This window comes from Rhodococcus sp. O3, from assembly GCF_048897285.1.
Lineage (GTDB): Bacteria > Actinomycetota > Actinomycetes > Mycobacteriales > Mycobacteriaceae > Rhodococcus.
The window spans coordinates 20,134-33,379 of the sequence record NZ_JBMBTE010000028.1; the positions used below are offsets into that span (position 1 = coordinate 20,134).

Sequence of the window (13,246 nt, forward strand, 5' to 3'; positions counted from 1 at the left end):
CCGCGTAGTAATACCCATGCAGACATATATTCGTGTGACTAGAGTGAAGGAAGTGTCACATGATTCGGCGTGACTCGTGTTGCAGTAGTTGTCACATGAGTCCGGCGTTTCTGTCGGGGTGACCGAGCGGATGCCATTAGCCTGACTAGGTCAGTGGCGTCGAGAGGCTGGTAGGCGACAACTGGGAGGAGGGCCGCCGGTATGCCGAACTCGCTCCTGTGGATCGGACTCGTTGCCGTGTGGCTGTTCGTCCTGGTGCCGATGCTGGTCACGAAGCGCCCCCGTATCCGCCAGACGACCGACGCCGCGCTCGCTACGCGTGTACTGCACCGAGGTGACGACGACCCGATCACCCCGCGTGGTCCGGCCGCCGGTCACCGCAGCGACCCGAACTGGCGTCCCAGTCGCGACCGTCGCCGCGCACCGCTGGCGGCCGGTCGGGTGGACCGCCCCGCGGAGGACAGCATGGACACTCAGGAACTCGTCGATCTCGACGAGCGGCCACCCGAAGAAGCCGATCGAGCTCCCGCCCGCGAGTTCGTGCCCGCACGTCGCGGTCGCGGCGGCTTCGATCCGCACGCCGACGCGGTCGCCCGGGCGGCGCGGTACGAGTTCCGGCAGCGCGCCGTGCTCGGACTGCTGTTCGCGGCGATCATGACCGCGGCGCTCGCCCTCATCGTCTCGCCCGCCCTGTGGTGGCTGTGCGCGCTGGCGACGGCTGCGCTGATCGGCTACCTGTTCTACCTGCGCCGGCAGGTGCGGCTCGAGCAGGAGATCCGTCGTCGCCGCATGGCCCGTCTCGCGCGGTCGCGGCTCGGCGTCGAATCGCGCAGCGACGAGGAACTGCGCCTGATCCCGGCGCGGCTGCGGCGCCCCGGTGCCGTCGTGCTCGAGGTGGACGACGAGGATCCGGTCTTCGAACATCTCGACACCTACGCCGACGAGGTCGACAGCTACGAACCTCGCGAACCCCGCGGCCCCCGCGAGGAGCCGGACTACGAAGTGCGCCGCGCGTCCGGTCAGTGACCGTGCCGGCCCGTGACGACATGGGCCACCAGCGGTGCCGACACCGTTCCGTCTGCCTCCACATACCGGGCCAGTTCGGTCCGCACGTCGCGCCGGATGGCGTCGCGGGTCGCAGGTTCGATCCGCTCAGCGAGCGGGCTCCCGTTGATCTCCGTGTCCACGAACGTCTCCGGTGACGAGAAGCGGGCGGTGCCGGTGTGTGTCGTGCACCGGTCGACGGTCGCGCCCGCCTCGCCGACCAGCGCGGTCAGTTCGTCGCGGTCACCGCAACTCCAGTAGGTGTTCAGCAACGACACCGCCTCGGGACCGGCGTGCCGCGCCGCTACCTCGACGAGCAATCGGTAGGCGGGCTGATCCGGTAGGGCCGCCGGCACGCACACGGTGAATCCGCGTGCGACGCGGTTCATCTCGGCCAGCGCTTGCCGGCGGTTGGGGAAGAACATCAGCGCCATCTGGCACAGCGCGGCGTCGAACGTGTCGTCGGGAAACGGCAGCGCGCCGGCATCGCCGAGGCACCACGCGAGATCGGGACGGATGCGCCGGGCCACCGCGAGCATGCCCGGGTTCAGATCGAGGCCGACGACCCGGCCGTGCGGGCCGACCCGCTCGGCGGCGGTCCGGGCCACCACCCCCGTCCCGCAGGCCACATCGAGGATCCGCTGACCCTCGGTGACCGCGGCCTGTTCGACGACGAGCGGAGTCCACTGGGCGAACAGCGCCGGCACGAATCTGGATTCGTAGACTTCGGCGGCATCGGATGAGACCTGGAACGTTTCACGCCTGGTCATGTCCTTCATCTTTGCCCCTGCTACTGCATTTGACCAGGCGATTTCGTGCATGGGCAATCGGTTTGCTAAAGTTTGCGAGCGGTTCCGAGAGGGACCGATGGGGCTGTGGCGCAGTTGGTAGCGCGCTTCGTTCGCATCGAAGAGGTCAGGGGTTCGATTCCCCTCAGCTCCACCATCTCGACGAGGTTTCAACCCTGCACCCGATACGGGCGCAGGGTTTCTTCGTATTCGCACCGGGTTCGTGCCGGGCCGGAGTCGTGCGATGAACTGCCGGGACGGCAGATATCGTGCGCCGCTGCCTCGACCGGGGTGTACTGGGTGGCACCCACTATCCCGATCGAGGAGGGTGCGTCGTGAGGCCGATAACCGTTGTCGTCTCCGTGCCGGTCACCGACCTGACACGCACGCTGCGGTTCTATCGCGACGGGCTGGGGTTGGAGACGTCGGGCATCGACGAGGGGATCATCCCGATCGAGTTGCCGAACCTCTCCCTGTTCCTGATCGAACGGCAGGAGTACGCGCGGTACGCCGAGCGCGGAGGCGTCGCGGACGGGGGATACCCGGTGCCGGGTACCTGCATCTTCTCCTGCGCGATCGCCGACAAGGAGGAAGTGGACCGAACCATCGAGCGGGCGCGACAGGCCGGCGGATCGGTGCCCGGCCCCGCAGAGGAGCAGGACGGCTCGTACACCGGATACGTCGCCGACCCCGACGGCCACCTGTGGGAACTCGTCTGGAACGAGCAAACCGAAGCCGCTGCCGCCGAGTAGTTCCGGCCTCGCGCTCGGGCGTCCGGTCCGTGGCAGCCGGCGGACCGTTACCGCAACGGCATCCGATCCGGTGGCAGGTCACAACGAAATTGGGAAGACTGGGTGACATGGAACACAGGATGAGTGACGACGAACTTCGGCGTGCGATTCGAGTGCTCCGCGAGCGAGCCGAGACAGCACGGCACGAGAACCGAACCGACGACGCCGAGCAGATCGAGGAAACGATCCGCCAGTATCAGGAGGAGATGGCGCAGCGTCTCTGAGAGCCGGCCATCCATCTCACCGGATGTCCACGTGCTCCGGGCGGAAGCGGTGGTCGTAGTACCACAGGAAGGTGTTGCGGTACCCCCACGCCGCGATGCGGCGGCACGACCCGTAGACGACCGCACCGCGGCGTTTACCGTATTGCGAGGTCAGCGTGCGCACCCTGCCGTGCAGGGCCTTGTCCTCGTGCTCGTCCTCGATACGGGTGCGCGGGAAACCCCCGGCGGCCTCGTACAGCTCCGCGGTGATCGCCATGTTGCAGCCCGGGGTGAGGATGTACGGCCCGTGGAACTGCGGCCCGCGGAAGTCGGGGTTCAGCTTGCCGAGGTAGGTGCCGAGAAAGAACATCGTGCGCATCCCGAGCATCTGTGACCACGACAGCCCCTCGTCGGTGCGGGGACGCATCCGGCCGGCGATCATCCGCAGTCCCGCATCGAAACCCGCGGTGAGTTCCGCGGTCCAGTTCGGATCGGGGAGGCAGTCGGCGTCGGTCCGCGCGAGGCGGGTCGCGCCGCGCGCCGCCGCGAAGCGCATCCCGGTGTCGGCAGCCGCCCCGGTGCCCTTCTCCGGCTCCTCGACGATGTCGACGGTCATGACGGGGTGCGCAGCGGCGAACTCCCGTACCCGCTGCACCGTGCGGTCGGTGGACATGTTGTCCACGACGACGACGTCGAAGTCCCGGTACCGTTGCGCGGCCAGCGCGCTCAGCGTCTGCCCTATGCGGGCTTCCTCGTCGAGGGCCGGGATCACCACGCACAGATCGGCCACGCCGCTTCCCGAACGGTTACCCGCCATCGGATGTCCCCCTCATCGGATGTCCCCCTGTTATCGGATATCCACCGTCTCCGGCCGGAAACGATGCTCGGCGTACCAGCGCAGCGTGTTGCGGATTCCCCAGGCGGAGAACCGCCGCGTGGACATGCGGACGCGGACCGAGCGGCGCAGACCGTAGTCGGTGGTCAGGGTGCGCACCCGGTTGTGCAGGTACCGGTCCTCGTGCTCGTCCTGGATCCGGGTGCGCGGAAAGCCCCCTGCGGCCTCGTACAGCTCCGCGGTGATCGCCATGTTGCAGCCGGGGGTGAGCACGTAGGTTCCCAGGAACTGCGGGCCGCGATTGATCCCCCGGACCTTGGCTACGAGCGATCCGATCTCGATGACGATGCGCATGAGCACCAGCCGGGCAGGGGACAGGCCCTCGTCGGTGCGGGGCAGCAGTTGTCCCGCGATGCTGCGCAGCCCGTCGTCGAAGGCCACACCGATCTGCTCGGTCCAGTCGGGTTCGGGCACGCAGTCCGCGTCGGTCCGTGCCAGCCGCACGGCCCCCGACTCGATGGCGTAGCGCATACCGGTGTCCGCGGCGGCCCCGGTGCCCTTCTGTGATTCGTGAATCAGTGTGAGGTCCAGGTCCGGGTGCGCGGAGGCGAATTCGTCGACGATCTCGACGGTGGAGTCGGTCGAGCCGTTGTCGACGACGACCACGCGGAAATCGCGACTGCGCTGGTGCCGGAGTGCGGTAAGGGTGGCTGTGATGCCGGGGGCCTCGTTGTAGGCCGGGATCACAACCCACAGGTCTGACGCCATGGGGCCGTCCTCGGATGGCAGGGGCGAAGGTGGGCTCAGGCTACCGGCGCCGGGGGTGAATTCAGGACGGAATGGCGGAATGCGCCTCTCTGCTCGGGGAAAGCGGCGTACCGTCCTCGAGAGTCGAGTCCGGACTTACAGGGGGGAAGGGGCTCCGATGGTCGCACTGACCATGGAATCGACCGGTCTGCCGCACCCACAGTGGCGGGTGCCGATACTGGGGGACGTGCTCGGGGTGTCACCGCACCGAGCCATCCAGGATTCCTGGACGATGAGTCGCCGGCTCGGGCCGATCTTCGAGCGACGCGCCCTCGGGCACCGGTTCGTCCTGGTGTCGGGAGCCGACCTGGTCGCCGAACTGTCCGACGAGACACGATTCGCCAAGCACGTCGCGCCGGGTGTGGAGGCACTACGCGGAATCGGTGGCGACGCACTGTTCACCGCCTACAACCACGAAAAGAACTGGGCCCGGGCCCATGCGCTGCTGACACCGGCGTTCACCCGGTCGGCGATGCGCAGCTATCACGCGGTGATGTGCGATGTCGCCTCCGACCTCGTCGGGCACTGGAACCGGAGCGCCGGTCGGCCGGTCGACGTGGTGGAGGACATGATCAAGGTCGCGTTCGAGACCGTGGCGCGGGCAGGATTCGGGCACTCGTTCGGCTCGTTCGACCGTGCCAGTGCACATCCCGCACGCGCGGCGATGGCCCGGAGCCTCGTTCATGCTCAGCGCCGGACGCTCCGGAACGTCCCGGGGCTGCGCCGCATCGCCTACGGGTTCGCGGATCGCAGGAACGCCGCCGATCTGGCGTTCCTGCACGACTCGATCGAGGAAATCATTCGCGCGCGCATCGGGTCCGGTCCTGCGCCGGACACCGATCTGCTGGAGATCATGCTCGACGCGGCCCGCCGGGACGACCCGAACCGCCTGGACCGCGACAACATCCGCTACCAGGCGCTGACGTTCCTGCTGGCCGGGCACGAGACCACCGCCGCTCTGCTCGCGTTCGCGTTGCACTACCTCTCTCAGGATCCGGTGTTGTATGCCTCGGCCCGCGCCGAGGTCGATGCGGTGTGGGGCAGCGGGACCCCCGAGTTCGAGCAGGTGCCCAAACTGAGGCTGGTCCGCCGGATCGTGGACGAGACACTGCGGTTGTGGCCCCCGGTTCCGGCGTTCGCCCGCGAGGCTCGCACCGACACCGTGCTCGGCGGCCGGCACAGCATGCAGGCCGGCGACTGGGTCGTGGTGCTCGTGCTTGCGCTGCACCGTGATCCGGTGTGGGGTGACGACCCCGACCGATTCGACCCGGACCGGTTTCTTCCCGATCGGATCCGGCTGCGCCCACCGCACGTCTACAAGCCGTTCGGCACCGGTGCCCGGGCCTGCATCGGACGGCAATTCGCAGTGCACGAAGCAGTTCTCGTGCTCGGCACGATCCTGCGCGAGTACGATCTCGTGCCCGATCCCGGCTATCGGCTGCAGATCCACGAACGGCTCAGTCTTTCGCCCGCGGGGCTCACGCTGACGCCGCGCCCGCGGCGTCCGAGCGGTCCTGCGTAGCGCTCGGGGGTCACGTAGGCTGGCGACTCCGCACCTTCGTGACTGAGGAGACGAGTTGGGGATCAAGTCGTTCAAGGGGGCACTGACCGTCGTCACCGGTGCTGCGAGCGGTATCGGCAGGGCGGTCGCAATCGCCGCCGCGGACGAGGGCGCTCGTCTGTTGCTCACCGACATCGACGAGGCGGGCCTCGACGACGTGGTGGCTCTCATCGGTTCCCGCGGCGGAGAAGTCCTGCACCACAGCGCCTTCGACATCACGGATTTCGAGGCCGTGCGGGCCTTCGCCGACGAGGTTCATCAGCGCTTCGGCAGCGTCGACGTCGTGATGAACGTAGCCGGCACGTCGGTGTGGGGCACCGTCGAAAACCTCGAGCACCGGCACTGGAAGACGATGGTCGACGTCAATCTGATGGGGCCCATCCACGTCATCGAGTGCTTCGTCCCGCCGATGATCGAGGCGGGCCGCGGCGGGCAGCTGGTCAACGTGTCCTCCGCGGCCGGACTGCTGGCTCTTCCGTGGCACGCCGCGTACAGCGCCGCGAAGTTCGGGGTGCGCGGTGTCTCCGAAGTGCTGCGCCACGACCTGAAACGGCACCGGATCGGCGTGAGCCTCGTGGTACCCGGTGCGGTGCGCACGCCCCTCGTCGACGCCGCCGAGATCGCCGGGTTCGACCGCAAGGATCCGCGCATCCAGGCGTTCACCCGCAGGTTCTCGGCGCACGGGATCTCCCCGGAGCTGGCGGCGAAGCGGATCCTCGCCGGTGTCAAACGCAACCGATTCCTGGTCTACACGTCGTTCGACATCCGGTTCGGCTACTGGTGGGCTCGCAAGTTCGCGCCCCCGTACGAGTACACGATGCAGAAGGCCAACGACTACTTCAGCAAGGTGCTGCTACCGCCGACGTGAGCGGCCGGGCGCTTCGCGCCCCGTGTCTCTTTGTGGCGCCTCCAACCGCCACAACGACGCACCGGGCCTAGCTCGCAGCGTCGCGCGTGAGTCGTGCGTGCAGGTGATGGGTCAGCGGTGTCGAGTCGTGCGCCATCCACAGGTCGTAGGTGAGGGTGTCGCCGTCGAGGACGAACCGGCGGCGCAGCTCGTGCACGGGCTTCGCATCCGGTGACCGATCGAGATGCACGGCGGTGAAATCGAGGACGCCGTGCGTGAGCCGCGATCGCTGGATCTCGACGAACCCGGTGGGCTGTGACACCAGCAGTTCCACGTCGTGACCACTGCGGCGCAGGTAGCCGTTCTCGGTGTGCAGCGGTCGCCCGTCGTCGCGGGCCCGGGTGCGGCTGACGTACATCAGGAACGGTTTCCCGGGAATCGACGTGAACTCGATCGTCTCGTCGTAGGCGAAGTCGTCGATGGTGGGGTAGTGGCCGTCTCCGCCGCCGACCCATCGGCCGGCGAACGGGGCAAGTTCGCCGAGCGGGTCCGAATTCGTCACGTGTGGTGCTCCTCGCTCGCGTATGGGCACGTCGATCCTCCCACCCGCCGGGCACCGGCACTACCGTTGACGCATGAGCGCGCAGTTGTGTGTCGATTCCGAGGTCGGGGCCCTCACGACGGTCATGCTGCACCGGCCCGGTGCGGAACTCGAGCGGCTGACGCCCCGCAACAACGACCAGTTGCTCTTCGACGCGTTGCCGTGGGTGGCGCGCGCCCAGGAGGAACACGACGCCTTCGCCGAGTTGCTGCGCAGTCGCGGGGTCGAAGTGTTGCTGCTCGCCGATCTGCTCTGCGAAACCCTCGAGGTCAGCGGCGCCGCGCGCATCCAGGGGATTTCCTCGGCCGTCGACCCGCGCAGGCTCGGGCACGCGCTCGCGCAGGACCTGGCCGCGCACCTGCGAACGCTGCCGGCTCCCGAACTGACCCGGATCCTGGTCGCGGGAATGACGTTCGACGAACTGCCCGAAACCGGCACGGCGGGCCCGCCGTCGCTGGTGCGGCTCATGCACCACGGCGGCGACTTCGTGATCGATCCCCTGCCCAACCTCCTGTTCACCCGCGACTCGTCGTTCTGGATCGGACCGCGAGTCGCGATCCCGACGCTCGCGCTGCCCGCCCGTCGGCGCGAGGCCTCGCTCACCGACCTCATCTACGCGTTCCACCCGCGGTTCCTCGGGGTGCGCCGCGCCTACGAATCGCACACCGCACCCGTCGAAGGCGGTGACGTGCTGCTGCTCGCGCCGGGGGTCATCGCCGTCGGCGTGGGGGAGCGCACCTCACCGGCCGGCGCGGAAGCGTTGGCGCGCAGTGTGTTCGAGGACGGTCTGGCGCACACGGTGCTGGCGGTGCCGATCGCGCAGCAGCGGGCGTCGATGCATCTGGACACCGTGTGCACGATGGTCGACACCGATGCGGTCGTCATGTATCCGGCGATCCGGGACACGCTCGAGGCCTTCACGATCCGCCGGGACGACGGCGACGCCCGCATCGGCGGGCCGCGACCGTTCCTCGAGGCCGCGGCCGAGGCGATGGGTATCGACAAGCTCCGCGTCATCGACACCGGCCTGGACTCGGTCGTCGCCGAACGGGAACAGTGGGACGACGGCAACAACACCCTCGCGGTCGCGCCGGGAGTGGTCGTCGCCTACGAGCGGAACGTCGAGACGAACACGCGGCTCGAGGCAGCGGGTATCGAGGTACTGCGGATCGCCGGGTCGGAACTGGGATCGGGCCGGGGCGGGCCCCGGTGCATGTCGTGCCCCCTCGCGCGGGCCGCGCTCTGATCCCTCGCCCTCGTTTCTTCCGAGCGAATGTACCGCTCGTCTCCTTCGACCGACTGAGCGATACATTCGCTCGGAAAAAGGGGGGCGGGCGCTCGGGAACAGGGGAGGGTGATTGAAACCGCGTCGGGTGGGTATCTGGGTGGGATGAAACAGCTCGACGCGGTCCTCGAGGCACCGTTCGCGGCGGCCTCTGCGGTTCGGCACGCGCGCATCTTCCATCCGCACGGCGTTCTCGCTCGCGGGCACGCCGAGCTGGTGTCGAGCTGGTGGCCGACGCAGGGACAAGTACCGGCCACGGTCCGGTTGTCCCGCGGAATCGGTCTTCCCGCAATGGTTCCCGATTTCCTCGGAGTGGCGGTGCGGCTGCATCTGACAGAGGGGCCGTGGGACATCCTGTTGGTCACCGCACACGGGCGTGTGCCCGTGCTGTTGTCGCCGGCGCGGAGCTGGTCGGGCGCGCACTACAGCAGTGTCACCGCGTTCCGCACGCGTGAGCACCGGGATCTGCGATGGGTGGTGGCGGAACCGGAGGCCGGGCTCCCGGCGTCGGCGGATGCGGGCGCACTCGCCGACAGCGGCACGTTGCGCTTCGGCTTGTCACTGAAATCCGCGGGAGGCGACGTGACACCTGCCGGGCGGCTCGTCGTGGAGACACTGCCGGGTGACGGTGAACGACCCGCGTTCGATCCGGTGCTCAACTGCCCGGCCGGGGTGGACATGTGGCCGCAGTGGATCGCTGCGGCGCGCCGTGCCGCGTACCGGGGCAGCCGGGCGGGCCGGCGCGCGCAGTCCGAGTAGAACCACACGCAGCCCAGCGGAACGCCCACGTCTCCGGCCCGGAGACGTGGGCGCGTGCCGTCAGAGGATCTCGCGAACCTTGTCGACCGGTCGCGCGAGGACGGTGCCCTTGTCCGTGACGACGATCGGCCGCTCGATGAGGATCGGGTTGTCGACCATCGCATCGATCAGTTCGTCCTCGGACGCGTCGGCGAGGTTCAGTTCGGTGAACAGCGCTTCCTTCCGGCGGATCGCCTCGCTGGGCTTCAGGCCCGCATCGTCGAGCAGCTTGCGCAGACCGTCGCGGGACGGCGGGGTCTCGAGGTACTTGACGATGGTCGGCTCGAGGCCGGCCTCCTGGAGGACCTTCAAGGTGTTGCGGGACGTGCTGCAGCGCGGGTTGTGGTAGATCGTCGCGGTCTTGGCCATGGCCGTTATTGTGCCGTGCGCCGCATCGGGCGTCCCCGCAATGCCGCCGTGTCCGCCGCCGACCGGGATATGTCCCGTTTGAAGGTTGCCCGCCCGCCCCCTACGATTTCCCGCCGTCAATACATGCGTAATGCCGATTGGGAGGAGCCGGGTACATGCTCAAGGGGTTCAGGGATTTCCTGCTGCGTGGGAACGTGGTGGAACTGGCGGTCGCCGTCGTTGTCGGTGCCGCGTTCACCGCGATCGTCACCGCGTTCACCAACAACATCGTCAACCCGCTCGTCTCGGCGGTCGGCGGTGCCAACGAGTACGGCTGGGGATTCCAGATTACTTCCAGCCCTGAGACTTTCATCAACATCGGTGCGGTCGTCACCGCGGTGATCAACTTCGTGATCATCGCCGCGGTCGTGTACTTCGTGCTCATCGTCCCGGTCAACGCCGCGAAGAACCGTTTCGCTCCTCCGAAGGAGTCCGAGGACAAGCCGCTGAGCGAGACGGACCTGCTCATCCAGATCCGCGACCTGCTCGAGAAGGGCACGTACGCGAAGGGTTCGGACGACGACGATCTCGACAAGGCGCGTGTCTGATCGGTCACACTCCATACGCACTTCCCACCGGCCCCGGGCAGCAATGCCCGGGGCCGGTGCGTTGTGCGCTGGTACCCTGCTCGCGTGCTCGACATCGCCATCGACCAGAGCTCTCCAACCCCACCGTTCGAACAGTTGCGCCGTCGCATCGTCGAACTGGTCCGCCGCGACGAACTGATCGCCGGTACCAAACTCCCGACCGTGCGCGGTCTCGCCGAGCATCTCAGTATCGCGCCGAACACCGTCGCGAAGACCTACCGGGAACTCGAACAGGCCGGGGTCCTCGAGACACGAGGGCGCGCGGGCACGTTCGTCGCCACTGCCGCGTCGGGTGATCCGACGCTCACCCTCGCCCAGCGAGCGACCACCGCCTACGTCGCGGAGTTGCGCGCCCTCGGCATGTCGGACGACGAGATCCTCGAGTACGTAGTCGCCGCGGTCCGTGGAGCCTGACACCTCCCGACTGCCCGATTTGTTCCCCAAGTCCGAAAGGACCGGTTCGGTAGGGCGTTTCCTGGCCGCAGGTGCTTGCGCCGCACCCCGTTGAGGGCGAGCGTTGATCCATGGCCGTGCCTGCGGATCGAACCCGTTCGACTGCTGCGCCCGGGACGCCCCGGCCGCAGACACCACCCGGCGCCGGCCCACCCGGTCCGGCGTCCCCTGCGGCGGACCGGGACCGGCGGCCGTCGACGGACCGCATCGTGTTCGGTGTCGCCGCGGCCCTGGTCGTCGCGATCGTGGTGTGGGGCCTGATCGCCCCCGAGAACCTGAACACGGTGACCGGCCGGGTACTGGACCTGCTCGTCGTGGATCTCGGCTGGTTGTTCGTCCTCACCGCCAGCGGATTCGTGATCTTTGCGCTGTGGCTCGCGATGAGCAGGTACGGGACGATCCCGCTCGGCAAGGACGGCGAGAAGCCCGAGTTCCGCACGGTGAGCTGGATCGCGATGATGTTCAGCGCCGGGATGGGCATCGGCCTGATGTTCTACGGGGTCGCCGAACCGCTCTCTCACTTCGTGACGCCGCCGCCCCGCAGCGCAGGTGGGGCCGGACCGGCGATGGCCACGACCATGTTCCACTGGAGCCTGCACCCGTGGTCGATCTACGCGGTGGTGGGTCTGTCGATCGCGTACGGCACCTACCGCAAAGGCCGGAAGCAGCTGATCAGCTCGGCGTTCGTGCCGCTGCTCGGCCGTCGCGCGGAGGGCCCGCTCGGCAAGGTCATCGACATTCTCGCGCTGTACGCGACGCTGTTCGGCACCGCCGCCTCGCTCGGGCTCGGAGCTCTGCAGATCGGTTCCGGATTCGAGGTCACGGGGTGGATGGAGGAGACCGGCGTCCTGCTGCTCGTCACGATCGTCGCGATCCTGACGCTCGCGTTCATCGCATCGGCGGTGTCCGGCGTCGCCAAAGGCATCCAGTGGCTGTCGAACATCAACATGGTGCTGGCGCTGACCCTCGCGCTGTTCGTGTTCGTGCTGGGGCCGACGGTGCTGATCCTCAACCTGATCCCGACGACCCTCGGCGCCTACGCCTCGGACCTGGCCCGCATGTCCGCCCGCACCGCCGCGTCGAGCGCCGAAGCGGGCGAGTGGCTTTCGTCGTGGACGATCTTCTACTGGGCGTGGTGGATCTCGTGGACGCCGTTCGTCGGCATGTTCCTGGCCCGCATCAGCCGGGGCCGGACCGTCCGCCAGTTCGTCGTCGGTGTCATCATCGTGCCCAGCATCGTGAGCCTGTTGTGGTTCGCGGTGTTCGGCGGGGCGGCCATCGGCCAGGAGCAGGACGGCCACGACATCGCCGGCGTCGGCAGCCTCGAGGGACAGCTGTTCGGGATGCTCGGCAACCTGCCGCTGGTCGGGGTGTCGACGTTCGTCGTGATGCTGCTGGTCGCGATCTTCTTCGTCTCGGGTGCCGATGCCGCGTCGATGGTGATGGGCACCCTCACTCAACGCGGGACGCTCTCGCCCGGCCGATGGATCGTCGTGTTCTGGGGCGCGCTCACCGGCGGGGTGGCCGCGCTCCTGCTGTGGACCGGCGGGTCGGAAGCACTCGGTGCTCTCCAGACCATGACGATCCTCGCCGCGGCACCGTTCGTGGTCGTCATGGTCGGGTTGTGCATCTCCCTCTACCGCGACCTGTCGCGGGATCCGCTCCTCGGCGGGCCACGGACGACGCTGCGGCGCACCGGATGACCGGCGTCCCGGACCGCATCGCGTTCGCGGTCGAGGCGATGGCCCCGCGTCCCGGCATGCGGGTGCTCGAGATCGGATGCGGGGGAGGAGTGGCCGTGTCACTGGTGCGCGAGCGCATCGGCCCCCACGGCACCATCCTCGGGGTGGACCGTTCGGCGACGCAGATCGACCGCGCTCGTCGCCGGAACCAGGCGGGGCACGGTGTCGAGTTGCGGGTGGCCCGCTTCCCGGACGTCGACGGCGGTCCGTTCGATCTGATCTTCGCGATCGATGTGCCGGCTTTCCGTTCCGGCGACCCGGCCGTGCCCGCCGCGGCGGCCGCGCTGCTGCGCCCCGGGGGCGAACTGTGGGTGTTCGACGAACCCCCGCCCGGCACCGCGACCGGACCGATCTCGATGCGGATCAGCGCCCTGCTGTCGGAGGCGGGATTCGCGATCGTCGACATGGTCGAGCGGGGCCGGACCGTCGGGATCCTGGCCGCGCCGCCGGAGTCGGTCGAGAAAGGTTGATCGTTCAGCGTGCACCGCCGCGACCG

At 68.4% G+C, this 13,246-nt stretch carries 16 protein-coding genes and 1 tRNA gene; 12 read left to right on the forward strand and 5 right to left on the reverse strand.

Features of this window, described 5'->3' with window-relative positions:
• Nucleotides 1-201: 201 nt before the first annotated feature.
• Nucleotides 202-1,026: a gephyrin-like molybdotransferase receptor GlpR gene (gene glpR, locus ACN675_RS10835; protein ID WP_420750868.1), complete on the forward strand. Its 825-nt coding sequence runs from the start codon at nucleotides 202-204 to the stop codon at nucleotides 1,024-1,026.
• On the opposite strand, the gene ACN675_RS10840 is transcribed toward glpR, so the two are convergent.
• Nucleotides 1,020-1,814 carry a methyltransferase domain-containing protein gene (locus ACN675_RS10840; protein ID WP_420750869.1) on the reverse strand — a complete coding sequence of 265 codons (795 nt, stop codon included), beginning with the start codon at nucleotides 1,812-1,814 and terminating at the stop codon, nucleotides 1,020-1,022. The two genes, glpR and ACN675_RS10840, sit on opposite strands and share 7 nt — an antisense overlap.
• Nucleotides 1,815-1,913: 99 nt before the next feature.
• Here ACN675_RS10840 and ACN675_RS10845 point away from each other — a divergent pair.
• The 3 genes from ACN675_RS10845 (at nucleotide 1,914) to ACN675_RS10855 (ending at nucleotide 2,847) form a co-directional block, all read left to right on the forward strand.
• Nucleotides 1,914-1,989 (forward strand) — tRNA-Ala (locus ACN675_RS10845).
• A gap of 178 nt (nucleotides 1,990-2,167) precedes the next feature.
• Complete coding sequence (locus ACN675_RS10850) at nucleotides 2,168-2,584, forward strand: VOC family protein (protein WP_420750870.1); 417 nt, start codon at nucleotides 2,168-2,170, stop codon at nucleotides 2,582-2,584.
• Between the two features lie 119 nt (nucleotides 2,585-2,703).
• Nucleotides 2,704-2,847 carry a hypothetical protein gene (locus ACN675_RS10855; protein WP_197252478.1) on the forward strand — a complete coding sequence of 48 codons (144 nt, stop codon included), beginning with the start codon at nucleotides 2,704-2,706 and terminating at the stop codon, nucleotides 2,845-2,847.
• Between the two features lie 16 nt (nucleotides 2,848-2,863).
• Here the strand turns inward: ACN675_RS10855 and ACN675_RS10860 are convergent, their stop codons facing one another.
• On the reverse strand, nucleotides 2,864-3,616 hold the full coding sequence (locus tag ACN675_RS10860) for a glycosyltransferase (protein WP_420750871.1): 753 nt from the start codon (nucleotides 3,614-3,616) through the stop codon (nucleotides 2,864-2,866).
• 57 nt (nucleotides 3,617-3,673) lie between these two features.
• Nucleotides 3,674-4,429: a glycosyltransferase gene (locus tag ACN675_RS10865; protein ID WP_420750872.1), complete on the reverse strand. Its 756-nt coding sequence runs from the start codon at nucleotides 4,427-4,429 to the stop codon at nucleotides 3,674-3,676.
• Nucleotides 4,430-4,586: 157 nt separating this feature from the next.
• Between ACN675_RS10865 and ACN675_RS10870 the strand changes: the two genes are divergently transcribed.
• Together ACN675_RS10870 and ACN675_RS10875 are read left to right on the forward strand one after the other, a co-directional pair.
• Nucleotides 4,587-5,990, forward strand: a complete 1,404-nt coding sequence (locus ACN675_RS10870) for a cytochrome P450 (RefSeq protein WP_420750873.1) — start codon at nucleotides 4,587-4,589, stop codon at nucleotides 5,988-5,990.
• 55 nt (nucleotides 5,991-6,045) lie between these two features.
• A complete protein-coding gene (locus ACN675_RS10875; RefSeq protein ID WP_420750874.1) occupies nucleotides 6,046-6,897 on the forward strand; it encodes an SDR family oxidoreductase in 852 nt (283 codons plus the stop codon).
• Between the two features lie 67 nt (nucleotides 6,898-6,964).
• On the opposite strand, the gene ACN675_RS10880 is transcribed toward ACN675_RS10875, so the two are convergent.
• On the reverse strand, nucleotides 6,965-7,438 hold the full coding sequence (locus ACN675_RS10880; protein ID WP_420750875.1) for an FABP family protein: 474 nt from the start codon (nucleotides 7,436-7,438) through the stop codon (nucleotides 6,965-6,967).
• Between the two features lie 73 nt (nucleotides 7,439-7,511).
• Between ACN675_RS10880 and arcA the strand changes: the two genes are divergently transcribed.
• Together arcA and ACN675_RS10890 are read left to right on the forward strand one after the other, a co-directional pair.
• Nucleotides 7,512-8,723, forward strand: coding sequence for an arginine deiminase (arcA, locus tag ACN675_RS10885; RefSeq protein WP_420750876.1), 1,212 nt, complete (start codon nucleotides 7,512-7,514; stop codon nucleotides 8,721-8,723).
• A 144-nt stretch (nucleotides 8,724-8,867) separates the two neighbouring features.
• A complete protein-coding gene (locus ACN675_RS10890) occupies nucleotides 8,868-9,521 on the forward strand; it encodes a phosphodiesterase (protein WP_420750877.1) in 654 nt (217 codons plus the stop codon).
• A gap of 60 nt (nucleotides 9,522-9,581) precedes the next feature.
• Here the strand turns inward: ACN675_RS10890 and arsC are convergent, their stop codons facing one another.
• A complete protein-coding gene (arsC, locus tag ACN675_RS10895; RefSeq protein WP_420750878.1) occupies nucleotides 9,582-9,929 on the reverse strand; it encodes an arsenate reductase (glutaredoxin) in 348 nt (115 codons plus the stop codon).
• Nucleotides 9,930-10,084: 155 nt separating this feature from the next.
• Here arsC and mscL point away from each other — a divergent pair, with 155 nt between their 5' ends.
• The 4 genes from mscL (at nucleotide 10,085) to ACN675_RS10915 (ending at nucleotide 13,220) form a co-directional block, all read left to right on the forward strand.
• Complete coding sequence (mscL, locus tag ACN675_RS10900; RefSeq protein WP_420750879.1) at nucleotides 10,085-10,516, forward strand: large conductance mechanosensitive channel protein MscL; 432 nt, start codon at nucleotides 10,085-10,087, stop codon at nucleotides 10,514-10,516.
• Between the two features lie 84 nt (nucleotides 10,517-10,600).
• Nucleotides 10,601-10,969 carry a GntR family transcriptional regulator gene (locus ACN675_RS10905; RefSeq protein ID WP_420750880.1) on the forward strand — a complete coding sequence of 123 codons (369 nt, stop codon included), beginning with the start codon at nucleotides 10,601-10,603 and terminating at the stop codon, nucleotides 10,967-10,969.
• A 110-nt stretch (nucleotides 10,970-11,079) separates the two neighbouring features.
• Nucleotides 11,080-12,711, forward strand: coding sequence for a BCCT family transporter (locus tag ACN675_RS10910; RefSeq protein WP_420750881.1), 1,632 nt, complete (start codon nucleotides 11,080-11,082; stop codon nucleotides 12,709-12,711).
• Nucleotides 12,708-13,220, forward strand: a complete 513-nt coding sequence (locus ACN675_RS10915) for a class I SAM-dependent methyltransferase (RefSeq protein ID WP_420750882.1) — start codon at nucleotides 12,708-12,710, stop codon at nucleotides 13,218-13,220. Before ACN675_RS10910 ends, ACN675_RS10915 begins: the two co-directional genes overlap by 4 nt.
• The last annotated feature ends 26 nt before the right edge of the window (nucleotides 13,221-13,246 follow it).

Excerpts from the sequence above, each read along its gene's own strand:
- glpR (WP_420750868.1), top strand. The coding sequence starts at position 202 with ATGCCGAACTCGCTCCTGTGGATCGGACTCGTTGCCGTGTGGCTGTTC.
- ACN675_RS10840 (WP_420750869.1), bottom strand. The coding sequence starts at position 1,814 with ATGACCAGGCGTGAAACGTTCCAGGTCTCATCCGATGCCGCCGAAGTC.
- ACN675_RS10855 (WP_197252478.1), top strand. The coding sequence starts at position 2,704 with ATGAGTGACGACGAACTTCGGCGTGCGATTCGAGTGCTCCGCGAGCGA.
- ACN675_RS10865 (WP_420750872.1), bottom strand. The coding sequence starts at position 4,429 with ATGGCGTCAGACCTGTGGGTTGTGATCCCGGCCTACAACGAGGCCCCC.
- ACN675_RS10870 (WP_420750873.1), top strand. The coding sequence starts at position 4,587 with ATGGTCGCACTGACCATGGAATCGACCGGTCTGCCGCACCCACAGTGG.
- arcA (WP_420750876.1), top strand. The coding sequence starts at position 7,512 with ATGAGCGCGCAGTTGTGTGTCGATTCCGAGGTCGGGGCCCTCACGACG.
- ACN675_RS10890 (WP_420750877.1), top strand. The coding sequence starts at position 8,868 with ATGAAACAGCTCGACGCGGTCCTCGAGGCACCGTTCGCGGCGGCCTCT.
- arsC (WP_420750878.1), bottom strand. The coding sequence starts at position 9,929 with ATGGCCAAGACCGCGACGATCTACCACAACCCGCGCTGCAGCACGTCC.
- mscL (WP_420750879.1), top strand. The coding sequence starts at position 10,085 with ATGCTCAAGGGGTTCAGGGATTTCCTGCTGCGTGGGAACGTGGTGGAA.
- ACN675_RS10910 (WP_420750881.1), top strand. The coding sequence starts at position 11,080 with ATGGCCGTGCCTGCGGATCGAACCCGTTCGACTGCTGCGCCCGGGACG.
- ACN675_RS10915 (WP_420750882.1), top strand. The coding sequence starts at position 12,708 with ATGACCGGCGTCCCGGACCGCATCGCGTTCGCGGTCGAGGCGATGGCC.